A 14323-nucleotide genomic window follows, 5' to 3' on the forward strand; every position below is an offset into this window, starting at 1 on the left:
GCACGGTTGTCGCGCTGAAACAACACAACAACAATGACAGAAAACACAAACTATCGCGGAAAGGCCAACGCGGTCTTCTTCGCGGCGATCATGGTCGTATCCATGTTCGCTGCGGGCTTCGCAGCGGCTCCCGTTGCGGCAGCTCCGCTTAACGGCCAGTATGTAAACGATGCTGGCACTTCAGTCGATATCGTTTATCAAGGACAAGACGTCTACCTGACCGGTGGCGACATCGATGCGGCAAGCGTCGGTGACACAGTCAACCTCCGGGAGGTAGACAGCTTCGACGGTGGATCGGTTGACACCAGTTCACAGGTTGAACAGTTGACCGTCGAGAATGCCGCTGAATACGGTCTTGGCTCCGGCCTAGCCGTCGCAATTGACACGGACGACCTTTCGTCCGGTGACTACTTCGTGCGCGGTGCGGGCGATCTCCCGAACAGCCCGGACCAGCCGGATACCTTCGAGGTCACGACCCAGTCGCTCAGCGCTGAGTTCGATGATAGCTCGGTGACTGACGAAGGCTCCAACGCAGAGACTGACCTCGACATCTCCTCGGACCGTGGGACCTACAGTGTCAACGTGACTGCTGACGGTCTTGAGGACGAGGACCTGTTCAACATCTTCTCCGGCGATGGTGCAAACTTCAGCGCCGATGCTCCGTCCCGGATCACCGTCGACGACCTCGACAGTACGAGTAACTTCTACTCGAACGGTGACTTCCGAGTCGGTCTCTACCAGCCCGACGACGAGAACTCCGATCAGAAGATTGTCCTCGTTCGGCACCAGGACGCTGAAGAAGTTGTCGACTTCGACGGCATCGATACTGGTGACTACGACTTCGAGTTCAACGTGACTGACACGGAGGCGTCTGACGCACAGAGCATCTCCGTCGGTGAACTCGACCGGTCTGCCAGCTTCAGTGAGTCCGTGTACTCCCAGACAGCTGGTGACATCGTCGAGATGACGATTGAACTCGAGGACACAGAAAACGCTTGGGTCCAGATCGGCAGTGAGGACTCCGGATTCGTTGACGTCCTCTACATTGAGGACGACGACGATGACAACGAAGTGACTTTCGAGGTCAACACGCGTACGCTCGGGACCGACGTCAACGAAGAGGTTGTCTACAACACTGAGGACGACATCGTCCAAAGTGAACTGTACGGCTCCGTTGCGTCTGGCAACGCGCCCGAGTACTACGACGAGGACACCGACACGTCGCTCAGCCCTGACAGCTTCAAGCAGTACCTCGTTGCTATCGACCAGATCGAGAGCAGCGAAACTCCGTTCGACCAGCTAACCCGTCCGCTTCAGCCGACCACGTACGAGGTCGCTGTGAACGGGAACAACAACTTCATCGTCAACGAGGACGAGGAGTCTGAGCTGGACGATGAAATTGGCCTGGCGACGCTCGACCTCACGCAGCCCGGTGTCGAGAACGTCCAGACGTGGACGGCACCCGCCAACCCGGCTGACGAGACGTCGAACGTTACCGAGCTGCTGAACACGGTGTCCCAGAGTTCGGACATCGCACTTGACGACCAGCTCGTCATTCAGGCAGAAGCCACGGGAATCTATGGTCACATGGTGGCAATAGACTCCAACGGCTTCGATGCGCTTGATGACGGATTTAGTGCATCCACGCTCAGCACGCTTGACAGCCGAACGGGCGAGGGTGTGAACATCGAAGTTGAAGCGGACGACGCGACGGGTAATCAGGACCCGACGTCGCTTGACTTCAGCGCAAATCAGGACGTCATTTCGGTCTTCGTTGACGAGGAGTCCGGTCAGATGTTCATCGTGGTCGACACGAGTGAGGACGACTCCGCGTTCTCGCAGTCGGTCGACGATGACACGGACTTCACGGCCGAAATCGAATACGAAGCCGACGACGAAGAGCAGTTCAACTTCGTTGACCCGGACGGCGGTACGCTTGGTGGCGCTGACGGCGACACCTCTGTGGCCGCCTTCCCGTACTTCGCGGCTGGTGAGGACAACACGGAGTCGGCCTCGGCTGACTTCAACCTCGCCGACCGTGAGGCCTCGTTCGACAACGTCAACGACAACGACGAAGTTGAGATCACGAACACCGAGTCGGCCACGGTGACGGGCACGACCAACGTTGCGCCCGGCACTGAAGTGAGCGTTCGCGTCCAGTCCACCTCCGGTGTCTCGCCGTCGTTCGTCGAGACGTCTGAGGACTTCGAGGTTAGTGAGGACGGTACGTTCGAAGCCGAACTCGACCTCAGTGCTGCTTCGCTAAACGACACCGCGACGGTTGACTTCCGCGTTGAAGGAAGTTCGATCGCGGACTCCGACGCAGTGATTGTTGAAGAGGTTGACACGGCTGCGGCGTTCACGGTCTCTGACCTGAACCCGCAGGACGTGACCGCAACCGTCGGTGACTCGCTGACCGTCTCTGCGACGGTCGAGAACACCGGCGAATCCGAGGCGACCCAGACTGTCGAGTTCCGCGTTGGCGGTGACGCGGTCGACAGCCAGGAAGTCACCCTCGGTGGCGGCGAGTCCACCACCGTTGAGTTCACGGGCATCGATACGTCCGGGCTTGACGCGGGTGACTACGAGCACGGCGTCTTCACCAACGACGACAGCCAGACTGCCACGCTCACCCTCGAAGAGGGTGGCGACGGGTCCGACGGTAGTGACGGGTCCGACGGTAGTGACGGGTCCGACGGCTCCGACGGTAGTGACGGGTCCGACGGCTCCGACGGCAGCGACGGTTCGGACGGCTCCGACGGGTCTGACGGTAGTGACGGATCCGACGGCTCCTCCGACAGCGAGACGCCTGGCTTCGGTGCCATCGTCGCGCTCGTCGCGCTCATCGCCGCTGCGCTGCTCGCGACCCGCCGCAACGACTAACGTCGCTGCTACGGTCGCGGCTCGCAGTCGCTAAACTATCGGCCCTCACGGGCCGACTCACACGCGGTCTTTCTTTATTACGCAACACACTAGCCGACAGCACCAGCCATCCCTGTGGCCTTGACCGCCCTATACACCGGTAGGAACAGATCGGAAGGGGATGGGTTCCGAGTTATCCTTCAGAGGTCGTTTGAGAGAGCTTTGCTCTCTTGTGACGACGAAGGTCTTCAACTTTCGAATCACGGCCTGTCCGCCCAACTTGACATCCTCCTCCGCGTGAACGCGGAGGAATCCCGACCGCATTTGGGATATTAGGGTTTACAGTCTACCACTTGTTCCTGCGGTTGGAATCCGCTGGACAAGTCGTATAGGTGGACTGCGGGCTGTGCCAACCAGCCGGTACTCCTATCTCCGAACGACTGTCCGGAAGACTCGGAGTTACTTTTCTCGTTGATATTGAGTCGGATGTTCTCCGCTCCGTTCACGTCCGCGTTGAACGCCGCATCGCACTCCTCGCAGACGTACAGGCCACGCTCGACGCGCTGGCTGTCCTCCTCTCTCCCACACATACAACACGTCTTGCTCGTGGCACTCTCGTCTACTTCCACAACTTCGATCCCCTCGACCTTCGCTTTGTATTCGAGGATGTTGGTGAAGCGGTCGAATGCCCACCCGTGTAGATCGAGGTTGCCGTGCCTGCCCCAGTTTTTCGAGTTGCCGTTCTCGTCCTCACGGACGCCTTCCAAGTTACCGACATTGATACGGCCAACACCCTTCTCGATACATCGTTGGACGACGTGTTTGGCGAGACCGTGGAAGAAGTGGGTGCGGCGTTCCGACCACTTCGCATGGAGACGTGTAGCTCGTTCACCACCGCTGTCGTCGCACTTGGCAATTTCCTTCGGGAAGTAGTACCCGTCCTGTTTCAGACGGGTTCCGGGGTACAGGTCAGCGGCCTCGGTACTGTAGGCGACAGCGGCGAAGTTGCTGATGCCGAGGTCGATGCCCGCTGTCTCGGTACCCGGAGCAGCGGGAGTCTCGATCTCGTCTGTACAGACGAGGTGGAGTTCCCACCGCTCCTTCGCTTGGTCGTAGACGGCGCGAACCTGTTGAAGATTCTCGACGGTGACGCCGGGGCGCGTTTCGTATTCAACAAGGATGTATTCCCGCGCTCGGGGGTGTTCCTTGTGGTTCGCGCCCTTCGAAAGTCGCACTCGATTGTTCTTGGTGTCGTGGCGGATGCCGTTCTGCTTCCACGTCACCGTGCTACGCGGGTGTTCTTCGTGGACGCGGTTGCCGTCGGTATCGTAGTAGTTGCGCTTGCGGTAGCCGGGCGGATTCGCCCTGTCGTCGGACTTCCTCTTTTCGTACCACGAGTTGAAGGCTTCAGCGAGTTCCTCCAGAACGCGCTGACTGGACTGCGAATGTAGCCCCTTGTACTTGTTGTGAGTCTTCAACTCGTCTTTGAGGTCGCCGTGATCGGGAATCTCCCCGGTTTCTTCCCAGACTTCTCGGGAGTGGTAGTTGGCGACGTTCCAGAGTTTGCTGGCGCTCCACCCGTGCCGGTCGAGTATCTCAGCCACTTGATTGTGGTTGAGAATTTTGGCGCGGTGAGTGCGGTGGACCTCCAGCATTCTGAACGCCTGTATAACCTGTTATACGAGCTTTTCTTGTAAAGGTTCGGCTGAGAGCGTGGAATATCCGGCCTTGCCATCGGCGGTGGATTGTTGAACGGGTTGTCGGATTCATCCGCGCCTAAAGGCGCGGGTATTCTCCTTGCGATTTATAACGAGACAGCATCTGAAATGGCAGTCAGAGAACGCCACATCCTTGACGGATCTGTCTCTACTACCTGCTCAAAGCACGCGACACGATGCCCAGTGCTCCGGTGATGCCTGCTGGCGTCTCCGTGGCAAAACAACATGTTGGGACGCCATACACGGTGAAAGATGGTAACGGCCACTTGGCATGACCAGCACTCCACCAGTCCAACATCATGGGTCTACCCGTGCCCGAAAGGTCTGGAAGTCAACTGATTGGGCCGTAAACCTGAACCCCCCACCGCTCAGGATTTTTCCGCGTTCACGCGGAGGAGGATGTCAAGATGACGAGCTCCTATATCACCCAATCTATATCGAAGCACGGCGAATACTTGCGGCTAGAATCGTACACGCGGAGGAGAGGCCAACTGTCTATGGAGTTTTGTGATATTCTACGGCTCCACAAACAATCCATCAACAACTGTCTCAATCAGCGCACCCTGTACTTGATCATACTCAACACTACTTTCCGCTCCGACCGGTGCGCTTTGTGCCCGAACAGTAAACACCAGTGAGATGAATAACTGCTCGATAAGATCTCGATCATCATACCGGAACGTCTCAAGCGCCGCCCACCGCTCAGTAAACGGCAAATTCGGGCCACCGGGTTGTTCGTCGTCAAACTTCCCGTCTGCCTCTAACTGTTCGAGTTGGTCTTGAAGTGTCCGTAACTCACCATCAACTAGCAACGCAGAAATTAGTGGATTTGATCGAATCTCGTCTAACATAGTTTGGAGGAATAGTTGGACCTCGTCTCGTGGAGTCTCCCCCGTTTTGACAGCGTCCGCAATGTTCTCTTCGAGACGCTGCCGCTCTATGAGGAGCACCTTCACGTACAACTCCTCTTTTGAGTCGAAGAACTGATAAAATGTACTCGTCCCAATTCCAGCTTCAGCTGTGAGGTCACTGATACGGGTCCGCTCAAATCCGAACCGCGCAAACGACTCCCGGCCGGCTTCGATCAACTGCGACCGGATCCGCTCTCTGTCTTGCTCACTAAATCGGCTCATTTTCTTTCCTGTTGACGCCTCTTACTGATTCATTTGGCTTCATCAACTAGTCTTTAGAATTCTAAGAACAAAATGTTTATCAATTTGTGACCCTTTCTACTGATATACACCAAATGACAGATCTCACAGAGATAACTGCCAACAGACGTACTAATGCGACCGGTGTATCTGTGCCTTGGACAGTTGCTGTCCGCCCCACCCGGAGGCGGTCTACATGAACCGGCGTTCGGTCGTTACTGTTTGTATAACATTTCTGCTGTTGACCAGTGGGACGGTCGGTGCTACTGCCGGAGCGGGGGCAGTTGGTGTCTCACCTGGTGGGACATCAACTATGGATATTTCCGGCACGGCCCCAGGTGCGCCGTTCCCACAAACAGCAACTCTCATCCGCGGCTCACCGGACCTGTCTGTAGCCCTCGCACAGCCGGAGGTTACTCCGGGGCGTACGAATCAGGTGACACTTCAGTTGATCAATGACGGTGAGGTCGACATCGGTACGCCGCAAAACCGTGATGCGGTTACGACCGCTCGCAACGTTCGGCTTACCGCGGAGGCTGATAACTCACCACTCAAGGTTGAAACCGGCACCCTTGCCCTCGGAGCGGTGACTGAAAACCGGCCGCGTGACGTGCCATTAGCGGTATCTGTCCCGAACGGGACTGAAGCCGGTAATTATGAACTTGAAATCGACGTGGAATATTCATATACGTCCCAGCTGAGCGGCGGTGTGAGCTACGACAAAGAGGCAACAACAACGCTCCATGTCGACGTCGAAGTGACCGACGACCCTCGCTTCAAAATCGTTGATGTCACGACTGACGCGCAGGTCGGTGACCGCGGCACACTCGAGGCAACACTCAAAAACATCGGCGCGACGGCTGCGTACGACGCAACCGTCGCGCTCGAATCGTCGAGTGCCGGCTTATCGCTTGGTCAGCGCGCCTCTGACGCGGCCCGCGTTGGATCGATCTCGCCGGGCGAAACTGTCACAATCCCGTACGATGCTTCGTTCACACCGACCGCACCAACCCGTCAGTACGCCATCTCCGGGCAGGTGTCGTTCGATACTCCCGACGGGATCCCCCACGTTGACCAGGGGCTCTCGGCGGGCGTGACACCGCTCGACGAACAAACATTCGCGCTCGAAGACGTTGAGTCGACACTGCGCGTGGGCGAAGACGGGGAGATAACCGGTACGGTCGTTAATACCGGTCCCGTCGCGGCAGACAACGTTGTCATTCAGTACACAGGCAGTACTGGCAACATCATCCCGATTGAGCAGTCAGCCGCTGTCGGATCACTCGATGCGGGTGAGTCGACGGCGTTCACCCTGCCGATTTCAGTCGGTGGTGAGGCCGAGTCAGGACTCCGTACCGTCGACTTCGCCGTCCAGTACCGCAATGACGGCGGCGAAGCCCGGGTGTACAATGAAGTTGCGGTCAACGCCGAGGTTGCCCCAGAACGGGACAGCTTCTCCGTCGCGATCGAAAATCAGACGATCGAAGCCGACGGTTCTCGAACGATCGAGGTGACTGTCACGAACAATCTCGGTGAGCCCGCAAGCGATCTTGAGGCGCGACTGTTCGCCAACGACCCGCTCGAAACCGGTGATACTGACACCGGGTACGTCCAGTCACTTGACGCGGGCGAGTCGACGACAATGACGTTTGACCTGACTACGACGGGTTCCGCAACCCCCGGCAGTACGTACCCCATCTCGCTCGACTTCCGGTATGACGACGCCGACGGTGACAGCCAGCTCTCGGACACCTACCGGGTGCCGATCACCGTGACGCCGAGTGAAGGCGGAGGCCTCCCGCTGCCCGTGATTTTCGTCGCGGCACTCGTGGTCGGGACTGTCGGGCTCATCGTCTACCGGAGGCGGCAGTAACTCATGGCGCTCAGTGATCGGATCGAGGCGGGAATCCGGCGGGTTAACGATGCCATCGTCGACCGGCCGCGGCAGGTGATTGTCGCGTTCCTCGTGCTCACCGTCGTCTTTGCCGGCGGTATCGGACTCGTCAGCACCGACACTGGGGCCACCGATGCGTTCACTGAGGGGCTCGATGAGCAGGAAGCCCTCGATGCGGTCAATCAAGAGTTCGACGATCCGTTCGAACCGGACAGCGAGTCGACGCAACTCATCCATACCGGCGGCAACGTCCTCACGAAAGAGGCACTTACACGAGAGTTACGGCTGCTCGAAGATATCTCGCAACGTGATGACCTTCGTGTGGATTCGGTGACCGGTCCGGCGACGGTAGTTGCGAGTGCGCTGGACCCGTCGGCCACGACGATAACGGAACAGCGTCGGGCCGTCGAAGCCGCCAGTCCGAGCACCGTGCGACGGACTGTTCGCCAGCTATCAGATAACCCACGGTTCAGTCGCTCACTGTCGACGGATTTCAATCCGACGGCCGTCACCGCATCGGCATCGATCACGGTCGTGTCACACGAGGTGCCGGCCGGCTTCTCGAACCTCCAAGAACTCCAGACGACCATTCAGTCGATCACGAACGACTATCCGAGCGATATCCGCGCCTTCGGAACCGGCGTGACCAACGCTGAAACGGCGACCGTCATCGGCGACTCGCTCACGATCGTGATGCCTGTCGTGGTGCTTCTGCTGCTGATCTTCCTCGTTGTCGCCTATCGGGACCCGATCGACCTGTCGCTAGGACTGCTATCGCTGTTGATGACCGTCATCTGGACGTTCGGCTTTCTTGGGTTCTCTGGCATCCCGTTCAGCCAGCAGATGATTTCCGTGCCAGTGCTGTTGCTTGCGGTCGGGGTTGACTTTGGGATCCACATCATCAACCGGTACCGCGAGGAGACGGTCAAGGGCTACCAGGCCGTCGAAGCGATGCGCGAAGCAAACAACCAGTTGATGGTCGCGTTCATCATCGTCACTGTCACGACGGTGTTTGGATTCGGCGCCAACGTCGTTTCCGACTTGGGCCCGATCCGGGACCTTGGTATCGCCTCTGCGGTCGGGATAATTTTCACATTCCTTATATTCGGATTATTCCTGCCGGCGGCGAAACTCGAGGTCGACAAGCTGCGGGAGGCGTACGATGTTCCCGAATTCAACTCGGCGCCGATCTCGTCGAGCGACTCTACGCTCGGAAAACTCCTCACTCTCCCGACACAGGCCAGTCAGTATGCGCCGATCGCACTTGTGGTTGTCCTGCTCATCTCCGGTGGCATGGCAACCGCCTACGGGAGCGGCGTGGACACGTCCTTCGAGACGGAAGACTTCTTGCCTCCCGAAGAGTTGCCCGAGTACGTTACTGCGCTTCCAGAACCGTTCGCGCCCAGCGAATACACGGTCGCGGAAACAATCTCACTGCTTGAGGACCGGTTTTCGACGAACCAAGACCAATCAGTGAAGATATACGTAGAGGGGAACTTCGAAGAAGACCACGCACTAGAGGCGCTTGCGGCCCCGAACGAAAATCCGCCTGGCACGCTCGCGGTCGGTGACGGCGGCCGTGCTCGGCCGACGAGTATTGTCACCGTTATCCAGTCGCAGGCTGAGCGGGATCCCGAATTCGGCCGGCTCGTTGCCCGTAGCGACGTTGATGGCAACGGGATCCCCGACCGGAATCTTGAGCGGATCTATGACGAACTGTTCGCGTCACCGGCCGGTGATCGGGCCGCACAGTATCTCACCCCTGACCGGCGGAACGCACAGATCGACTACGCCATCGAATCGAGTGCGACCCAAGGCGAAGCCGCCGCCGACGCACGCCAATTCGCGGAGGACTTCCGCCCTGCGGCGACCGCAACCGGCCAGCTCGTTGTGTTCGACGCGGTCACGGACATTATCTTCAACTCCGCGATTCAGGGGTTGATCCTCGCTATGGGGCTGACTGGAATCTTCCTCGTCGTCTCGTACGGCGTGCTTGAGGGGAAGCCACTGCTCGGGATCGTGAATCTCTTCCCGATTCTGATCGCCATCGCCTTCCTCTTAGGGACGATGCGAGCGCTCGGGCTCTCCCTGAACGCGCTCACTGCCACCATTCTCTCTATCTCTATCGGGCTCGGTATCGCGTACTCGGTTCACGCGACCCACCGGTTCATTGACGAGTACAACGAGAACGCGGACGCGCTCCAGTCGATGATCATCACGTTCTCTGGGACCGGCGGCGCGCTGCTCGGAAGTATGCTCACCACATCGCTCGGGACCGGTGCGTTGGCGCTTGCGATTACCCCTGTTCTGGGGGACTTCGGCTTGCTGATGGCGCTGAGCGTCATCTACTCGTTCATCTTTACAGTGGTCGCACTTCCGCCGGCCGTCCTCCTGTGGGAGCGGTATCAGAATGTTTTCTCTGGCACTCTTTCATCGTTCACTTCCTCTCACCACTGATGCGGTCTTTTTTTAGCTGAATTGAGGCGCTAAGCCCCCTTCCTCAGCGAGCGCCGACCGAACGGGAGGCGCGAGCAGGGAGGGGATACAGCGCCGCACAGTTCTCACACACGATTCGGTAGCAGGCCCACAGGCCCACGTAATCACAACGTTTTCACAGTAGGGTAGCATAGAATTGACTGAACCCAATGGAGTACGACCTCGACTCGGGAGCGCACTCGACGTATTCCCTGCACTACCACCTGATACTCACCACAAAGTATCGGCGCGGAGTGCTAACCGAGGAGCGAACCCAATTCATTCACGAGGTCATCAGCGGGTTCACGGACAACTACGGTGTCGAACTGATGAACCTCGACGGCGAGGACGACCACGTACACATCCTCTTCCGAGCGAAGCCGACCACAGACCTCGTGAAATTCATCAACACGGTCAAGGGCGCGACTGCCCGCCGTATCCGCAACGAGTACGCGGACGAACTGAAGACCGAACTGTGGGGCGACTCGTTCTGGAACGACTCGTACTGCCTCATCTCGACGGGGCAGGTATCGCTGGATGTACTGAAACAGTACGTAGAGGACCAACGCGAGTAGAATGTACTACGCCTACAAGTACCGTCTCAAGCCATCCGACGCACACCGTGAGGAGTTGGACCGCCACCGAGACATTTGTAGGCAACTGTACAACCACACGCTCTACCGCCTCAACGAGTTCCAAGACGAACACGGCGAACTGCCGTCCATGACCGCGCTACGGTCGGAACTCCCCGACCTCAAGAGGTGGTGGGACGACCTCTCGGACGTGTACTCAAAGGTTCTCCAAACCGTCGTGGAACGCCTGTTCGACAACCTCAAAGGCCTCTCCAAGCTCAAGGAGAACGGCTACGGTGTCGGTCAGCTCAAGTGGAAGCCACCACGGGAGTTCCGCAGTTTCACGTACAGTCAGTCTGGCTTCAAGCTCGACAAGAAGGGCGGTCAGACTGTCCTGTCGCTCTCGAAACTCGGAGACATACCGATTCGGCTCCACCGCGCTATCCCCGACGACGCGAAACTCAAACAGGTCACGGTCAAGAAGGAACCGACGGGCGAGTGGTTCGCCACCTTCGGCGTCCAAATGGACCGTGAACCGCCCAAACCACCTGAGAATCCCGAGAAGTGCGTCGGTATCGACGTGGGGATTCTCAAGTACGTCCATGACACCGACGGTACGGCTGTCGGGTCACTCGACCTTTCCAACGAGCGCGAACGCTTGGAACGCGAACAACGGAAACTCTCACGCAAACAGCATGGGTCGAACAACTACGAGAAGCAACGGCGACGAGTCGCGGAGTGTCACGCCGATCTCCGACGGAAGCGCCGTGACTTCTTACACAAACTCTCGAACTACTATGCTCGGGAGTACGACCTCGTGGCGGTCGAAGACCTGAACGTGAAGGGAATGATGGAGTCGCCGTCGAACAGCCGCAACACGGCGTCTGCCGCGTGGCGGAAGTTCCTCTCGTTGCTCGAATACAAGTGTGAGCGAGCGGGGACGCACTTCCTGGCGGTCAACCCGAGAGGGACGACCAAAGAGTGCGCGTCGTGCGGCGTTTCGACGGAAAAGCCGTTGTGGGTCCGTGAACATTCCTGTCCCGCTTGCGGGTTTGAGGCGGACAGAGACGCGAACGCGGCGTGGAACATCCTTTCTCGCGGTCTACAAGATGTAGGAGTGGGACACTCCGAATCAACGCCTGTGGAGACTGCGCTCCCTGTGGATACGCCTGTGTCTGCAAAGCGCGTCGTGGAAGCAGGAAGCCCTACCCTCAAGGAGCGAACGGCGTCAGCCGTGAGCGAGTAGGGTAGGGTAGTTCACTGTCTTGTGTCCCCACATCGGAGACTCTGACAAAGCCCTACAGTCGCTCTGACAACCCCTCTCGATGTATTTTTCTCGCAGCTCTGAGTGTTCTGTGACAAGAATTCGTGTAGTACGATAGATTGAAATGGATCTCACCATTCAACCTAACACGCCAGACGCTGTCATGAGACACTCTCAATGGTTGCCGTGGCACGGAACTATTAGCGTATCCCAGTGACGGTGTCTGGCATCCCTCAGATGGGAGTGCTTGTCTGAGACACAATCGGCCTCAGTGGAACATCTGCGGCCTCCCGATCCTATGGCAGGGTCTGACGCTGTCTCAGCATTGCTGTTCATAAGCTAACACCGTTGTTCTGACTTGTCTGGTGTCACCACTGACCACGCTTTTCGACGGGTTCCAAATGCTTCCGACTCCGACTACTCTCCGTCGCGCTCGACGACGACCGTCCGCCCGGTCAGCGTCTCGGGCTCGAAGCGGTAGAGTTCGATGTCCAGGTCAGGCTTGTCGTCGGCCCAGATCTCGAAGAGCGGTCGCCGCGCCTCGCCGTACTGCGCGATCGTCTCGGGGGTGAGCTCGTCGAGGTCGACCCGCTCTAAGGCGCCGACGCCGACGACGCTCGCGTACTCGTCGTCCGCGTCGTCGTAGACGACCACGCGGGCCTGCGGCGTCGACGCGAGGAACTCGCGCTTCTCGCTGTCGGGCGTCGACACCAGCCGGAGGTACAGCGCGCGGTCGTCCGCGTCGTACCCGTAAGAGATCGGGATGGCGTACGGCGCGTCGTCGCGCGCCAGCGCGAGGACGCCCGTCTCGTGGCGGGACAGGTGCGCGTCCACCTCGGCCGGCGACATCTCGACCTCGCTGTTCGTCGGCATACCCGAATTTCTTCGCACGAGGTGATAAAGGACACGAGACGACGCGCGACGGGGCGGGGTCTCCGGGAGGTGTGGCGCCGTTGTGCGGCCTCGACGCTGGACGCAAGCGACGGGTGGCTCGTCGCCGTCGCCGCTAGCTGATCGCCGGCGCCCCGCCGATGTCCTCCTCGGTGACCGGCGCCCCGCAGACGACGCAGCCCGTCTCGAGCAGCGTCGCCCGCATCGCGTCGTCCACCTCGATCGAGCGCCGACACTCCGGGCAGACGAAGGTGTGGGTGGATCGCCCCGTCATACCTGTGCGTACGGTCCCCACGCCCATCAAACGGCCCTCGGATTCTCGGGAGTTCGAAATGTGATGAACGATCCTTACTCCAGCAGCGACCCGAACAGCTTTCGCTGGGCGGCCGCGACGTGCTCCGTGAACGTCGACCGACCGATCCCCAGCGACTCGGCCACCTCGCCGGCGTTGGCGCCCTTGGGGTGGTCGAAGTAGCCCGCCTCGTAGGCGGCCGCCAGCACCTCGCGCTGCCGCTCGGTCAGTTCGCTCCGGTCGACGGTCACGAGGTCCGACTCCGTCGGCGTCGTCGTCGACTGGAGCAGGCGCTTCACCTCCATGTCCGGACACGCGTCGCGGAACGCCTCCAAGACGGACCGCAGCGTCGGCAAGTCGGTCGCGTGGAAGGTGATCCGGAGCCGGCCGTCGCGGACCGTCGCCTCCGAGACGGGCGTCTCGTGGCGGTCGAGGACCGCGAACGGCGAGTCGGGGTCGACCGCGGCGTCGAAGCGGTACGCCGCCCGGCCGCCGTAGTCGAAGACGACCTCGACGTCGTCTGGGACCGCGAGGTCGGCGTCCGCGATGAACTCCACGACGACGCGCTCGCGGTCGGCCGCGGGCGTACAGCGCGCCACCTCGGAGACCGGCGTCGCCCCGTCGACGACGCCGTCGAACGGCGACGGCGACGCGGTCGGCAGCGAGACCTCCGCCCGGATTCCCGAACCCATCTCGTTCGTCCGTACCCGTCCCGGGCCAAAACGTTGACGGGCGCGCGGCCGCGGTATAAAACCCCCCGCATATGATGGGCCACCGTTCGGGGGGCTGGAGCGGGTACATACAGATATGAAACGCCCCCCGCGCACGACCGACGGCACCACGACGACCGAGGGAGACGCGGCGCTCGACGCGACGTTCGAGGCGCTCGCCGACGCCGACTGCCGGGCGATCCTCGCGGCCGCGACGACGCCGAAGACGACGAGCGAGCTGGCCGAGGACTGCGACATCGCGCTCTCGACCGCCTACCGGAAGGTGGAGCTGCTGAGCGAGACGCCGCTGCTCGCCGAGGGGGTCCGGTTCGACCCGGACGGCGACCACGCCGCGGAGTACGTCCGCGACGCCGCCGACGCCGCGATCGAACTCGGCGACGACGGCGTCGCGCTCACGGTCGACGACGGGGGGAGCGACCCGCTCACCGCCGCGCTCGACGCCCCCGGCGTGTCGGCCGACTGACAGCCGCGCA

Annotated in this window: 11 protein-coding genes; 6 read left to right on the forward strand and 5 right to left on the reverse strand. The window is 59.9% G+C overall.

Annotated elements, in window-relative coordinates:
• Positions 1–33 precede the first annotated feature (33 nt).
• Complete coding sequence (locus DVK05_RS17730) at positions 34–2883, forward strand: BGTF surface domain-containing protein (RefSeq protein WP_303645961.1); 2850 nt, start codon at positions 34–36, stop codon at positions 2881–2883.
• 311 nt (positions 2884–3194) lie between these two features.
• Here DVK05_RS17730 and DVK05_RS00220 read toward each other — a convergent pair whose 3' ends face one another.
• Positions 3195–4517 (reverse strand): RNA-guided endonuclease TnpB family protein, encoded by a 1323-nt coding sequence (locus DVK05_RS00220; RefSeq protein ID WP_121561457.1) that lies wholly within the window; start codon positions 4515–4517, stop codon positions 3195–3197.
• A gap of 578 nt (positions 4518–5095) precedes the next feature.
• Positions 5096–5713, reverse strand: coding sequence for a TetR/AcrR family transcriptional regulator (locus DVK05_RS00225; protein WP_121561458.1), 618 nt, complete (start codon positions 5711–5713; stop codon positions 5096–5098).
• Between the two features lie 331 nt (positions 5714–6044).
• Between DVK05_RS00225 and DVK05_RS00230 the strand changes: the two genes are divergently transcribed.
• From DVK05_RS00230 to DVK05_RS00245, 4 genes are all read left to right on the forward strand, one after another.
• Complete coding sequence (locus DVK05_RS00230; protein WP_199712265.1) at positions 6045–7604, forward strand: COG1361 S-layer family protein; 1560 nt, start codon at positions 6045–6047, stop codon at positions 7602–7604.
• A 3-nt stretch (positions 7605–7607) separates the two neighbouring features.
• Entirely contained in the window at positions 7608–10082 is a 2475-nt protein-coding gene (locus DVK05_RS00235) for an RND family transporter (protein WP_121561459.1), read from the forward strand.
• A 188-nt stretch (positions 10083–10270) separates the two neighbouring features.
• The gene (tnpA, locus tag DVK05_RS00240) at positions 10271–10675 is read left to right on the forward strand and encodes an IS200/IS605-like element ISHmu6 family transposase (RefSeq protein ID WP_121561460.1); all 405 of its coding nucleotides are present in this window, start codon (positions 10271–10273) and stop codon (positions 10673–10675) included.
• A 1-nt stretch (position 10676) separates the two neighbouring features.
• The gene (locus DVK05_RS00245; RefSeq protein WP_121561461.1) at positions 10677–11918 is read left to right on the forward strand and encodes an RNA-guided endonuclease TnpB family protein; all 1242 of its coding nucleotides are present in this window, start codon (positions 10677–10679) and stop codon (positions 11916–11918) included.
• Between the two features lie 435 nt (positions 11919–12353).
• On the opposite strand, the gene DVK05_RS00250 is transcribed toward DVK05_RS00245, so the two are convergent.
• The 3 genes from DVK05_RS00250 to DVK05_RS00255 form a co-directional block, all read right to left on the reverse strand.
• A complete protein-coding gene (locus tag DVK05_RS00250) occupies positions 12354–12809 on the reverse strand; it encodes a pyridoxamine 5'-phosphate oxidase family protein (RefSeq protein ID WP_121561462.1) in 456 nt (151 codons plus the stop codon).
• 133 nt (positions 12810–12942) lie between these two features.
• A complete protein-coding gene (locus DVK05_RS17180) occupies positions 12943–13101 on the reverse strand; it encodes a hypothetical protein (protein ID WP_173228886.1) in 159 nt (52 codons plus the stop codon).
• Between the two features lie 74 nt (positions 13102–13175).
• Positions 13176–13811, reverse strand: coding sequence for a helix-turn-helix domain-containing protein (locus tag DVK05_RS00255; protein WP_121561463.1), 636 nt, complete (start codon positions 13809–13811; stop codon positions 13176–13178).
• A 115-nt stretch (positions 13812–13926) separates the two neighbouring features.
• On the opposite strand from DVK05_RS00255, the gene DVK05_RS00260 reads away from it, so the two are divergent.
• Entirely contained in the window at positions 13927–14313 is a 387-nt protein-coding gene (locus DVK05_RS00260) for a helix-turn-helix domain-containing protein (protein WP_121561464.1), read from the forward strand.
• The last annotated feature ends 10 nt before the right edge of the window (positions 14314–14323 follow it).

The organism is Halorubrum sp. Atlit-8R (genome assembly GCF_003666025.1).
Classification (GTDB): Archaea; Halobacteriota; Halobacteria; order Halobacteriales; family Haloferacaceae; genus Halorubrum; species Halorubrum salinarum.

Bases quoted from the DNA above. Each gene is read 5' to 3' on its own strand.
- DVK05_RS00255 (WP_121561463.1), bottom strand. From the start codon at position 13,811: ATGGGTTCGGGAATCCGGGCGGAGGTCTCGCTGCCGACCGCGTCGCCG.
- DVK05_RS00260 (WP_121561464.1), top strand. From the start codon at position 13,927: ATGAAACGCCCCCCGCGCACGACCGACGGCACCACGACGACCGAGGGA.
- DVK05_RS00220 (WP_121561457.1), bottom strand. From the start codon at position 4,517: ATGCTGGAGGTCCACCGCACTCACCGCGCCAAAATTCTCAACCACAAT.
- DVK05_RS00250 (WP_121561462.1), bottom strand. From the start codon at position 12,809: ATGCCGACGAACAGCGAGGTCGAGATGTCGCCGGCCGAGGTGGACGCG.
- DVK05_RS17180 (WP_173228886.1), bottom strand. From the start codon at position 13,101: ATGACGGGGCGATCCACCCACACCTTCGTCTGCCCGGAGTGTCGGCGC.
- DVK05_RS00230 (WP_199712265.1), top strand. From the start codon at position 6,045: ATGGATATTTCCGGCACGGCCCCAGGTGCGCCGTTCCCACAAACAGCA.
- DVK05_RS00225 (WP_121561458.1), bottom strand. From the start codon at position 5,713: ATGAGCCGATTTAGTGAGCAAGACAGAGAGCGGATCCGGTCGCAGTTG.
- DVK05_RS17730 (WP_303645961.1), top strand. From the start codon at position 34: ATGACAGAAAACACAAACTATCGCGGAAAGGCCAACGCGGTCTTCTTC.
- tnpA (WP_121561460.1), top strand. From the start codon at position 10,271: ATGGAGTACGACCTCGACTCGGGAGCGCACTCGACGTATTCCCTGCAC.
- DVK05_RS00235 (WP_121561459.1), top strand. From the start codon at position 7,608: ATGGCGCTCAGTGATCGGATCGAGGCGGGAATCCGGCGGGTTAACGAT.
- DVK05_RS00245 (WP_121561461.1), top strand. From the start codon at position 10,677: ATGTACTACGCCTACAAGTACCGTCTCAAGCCATCCGACGCACACCGT.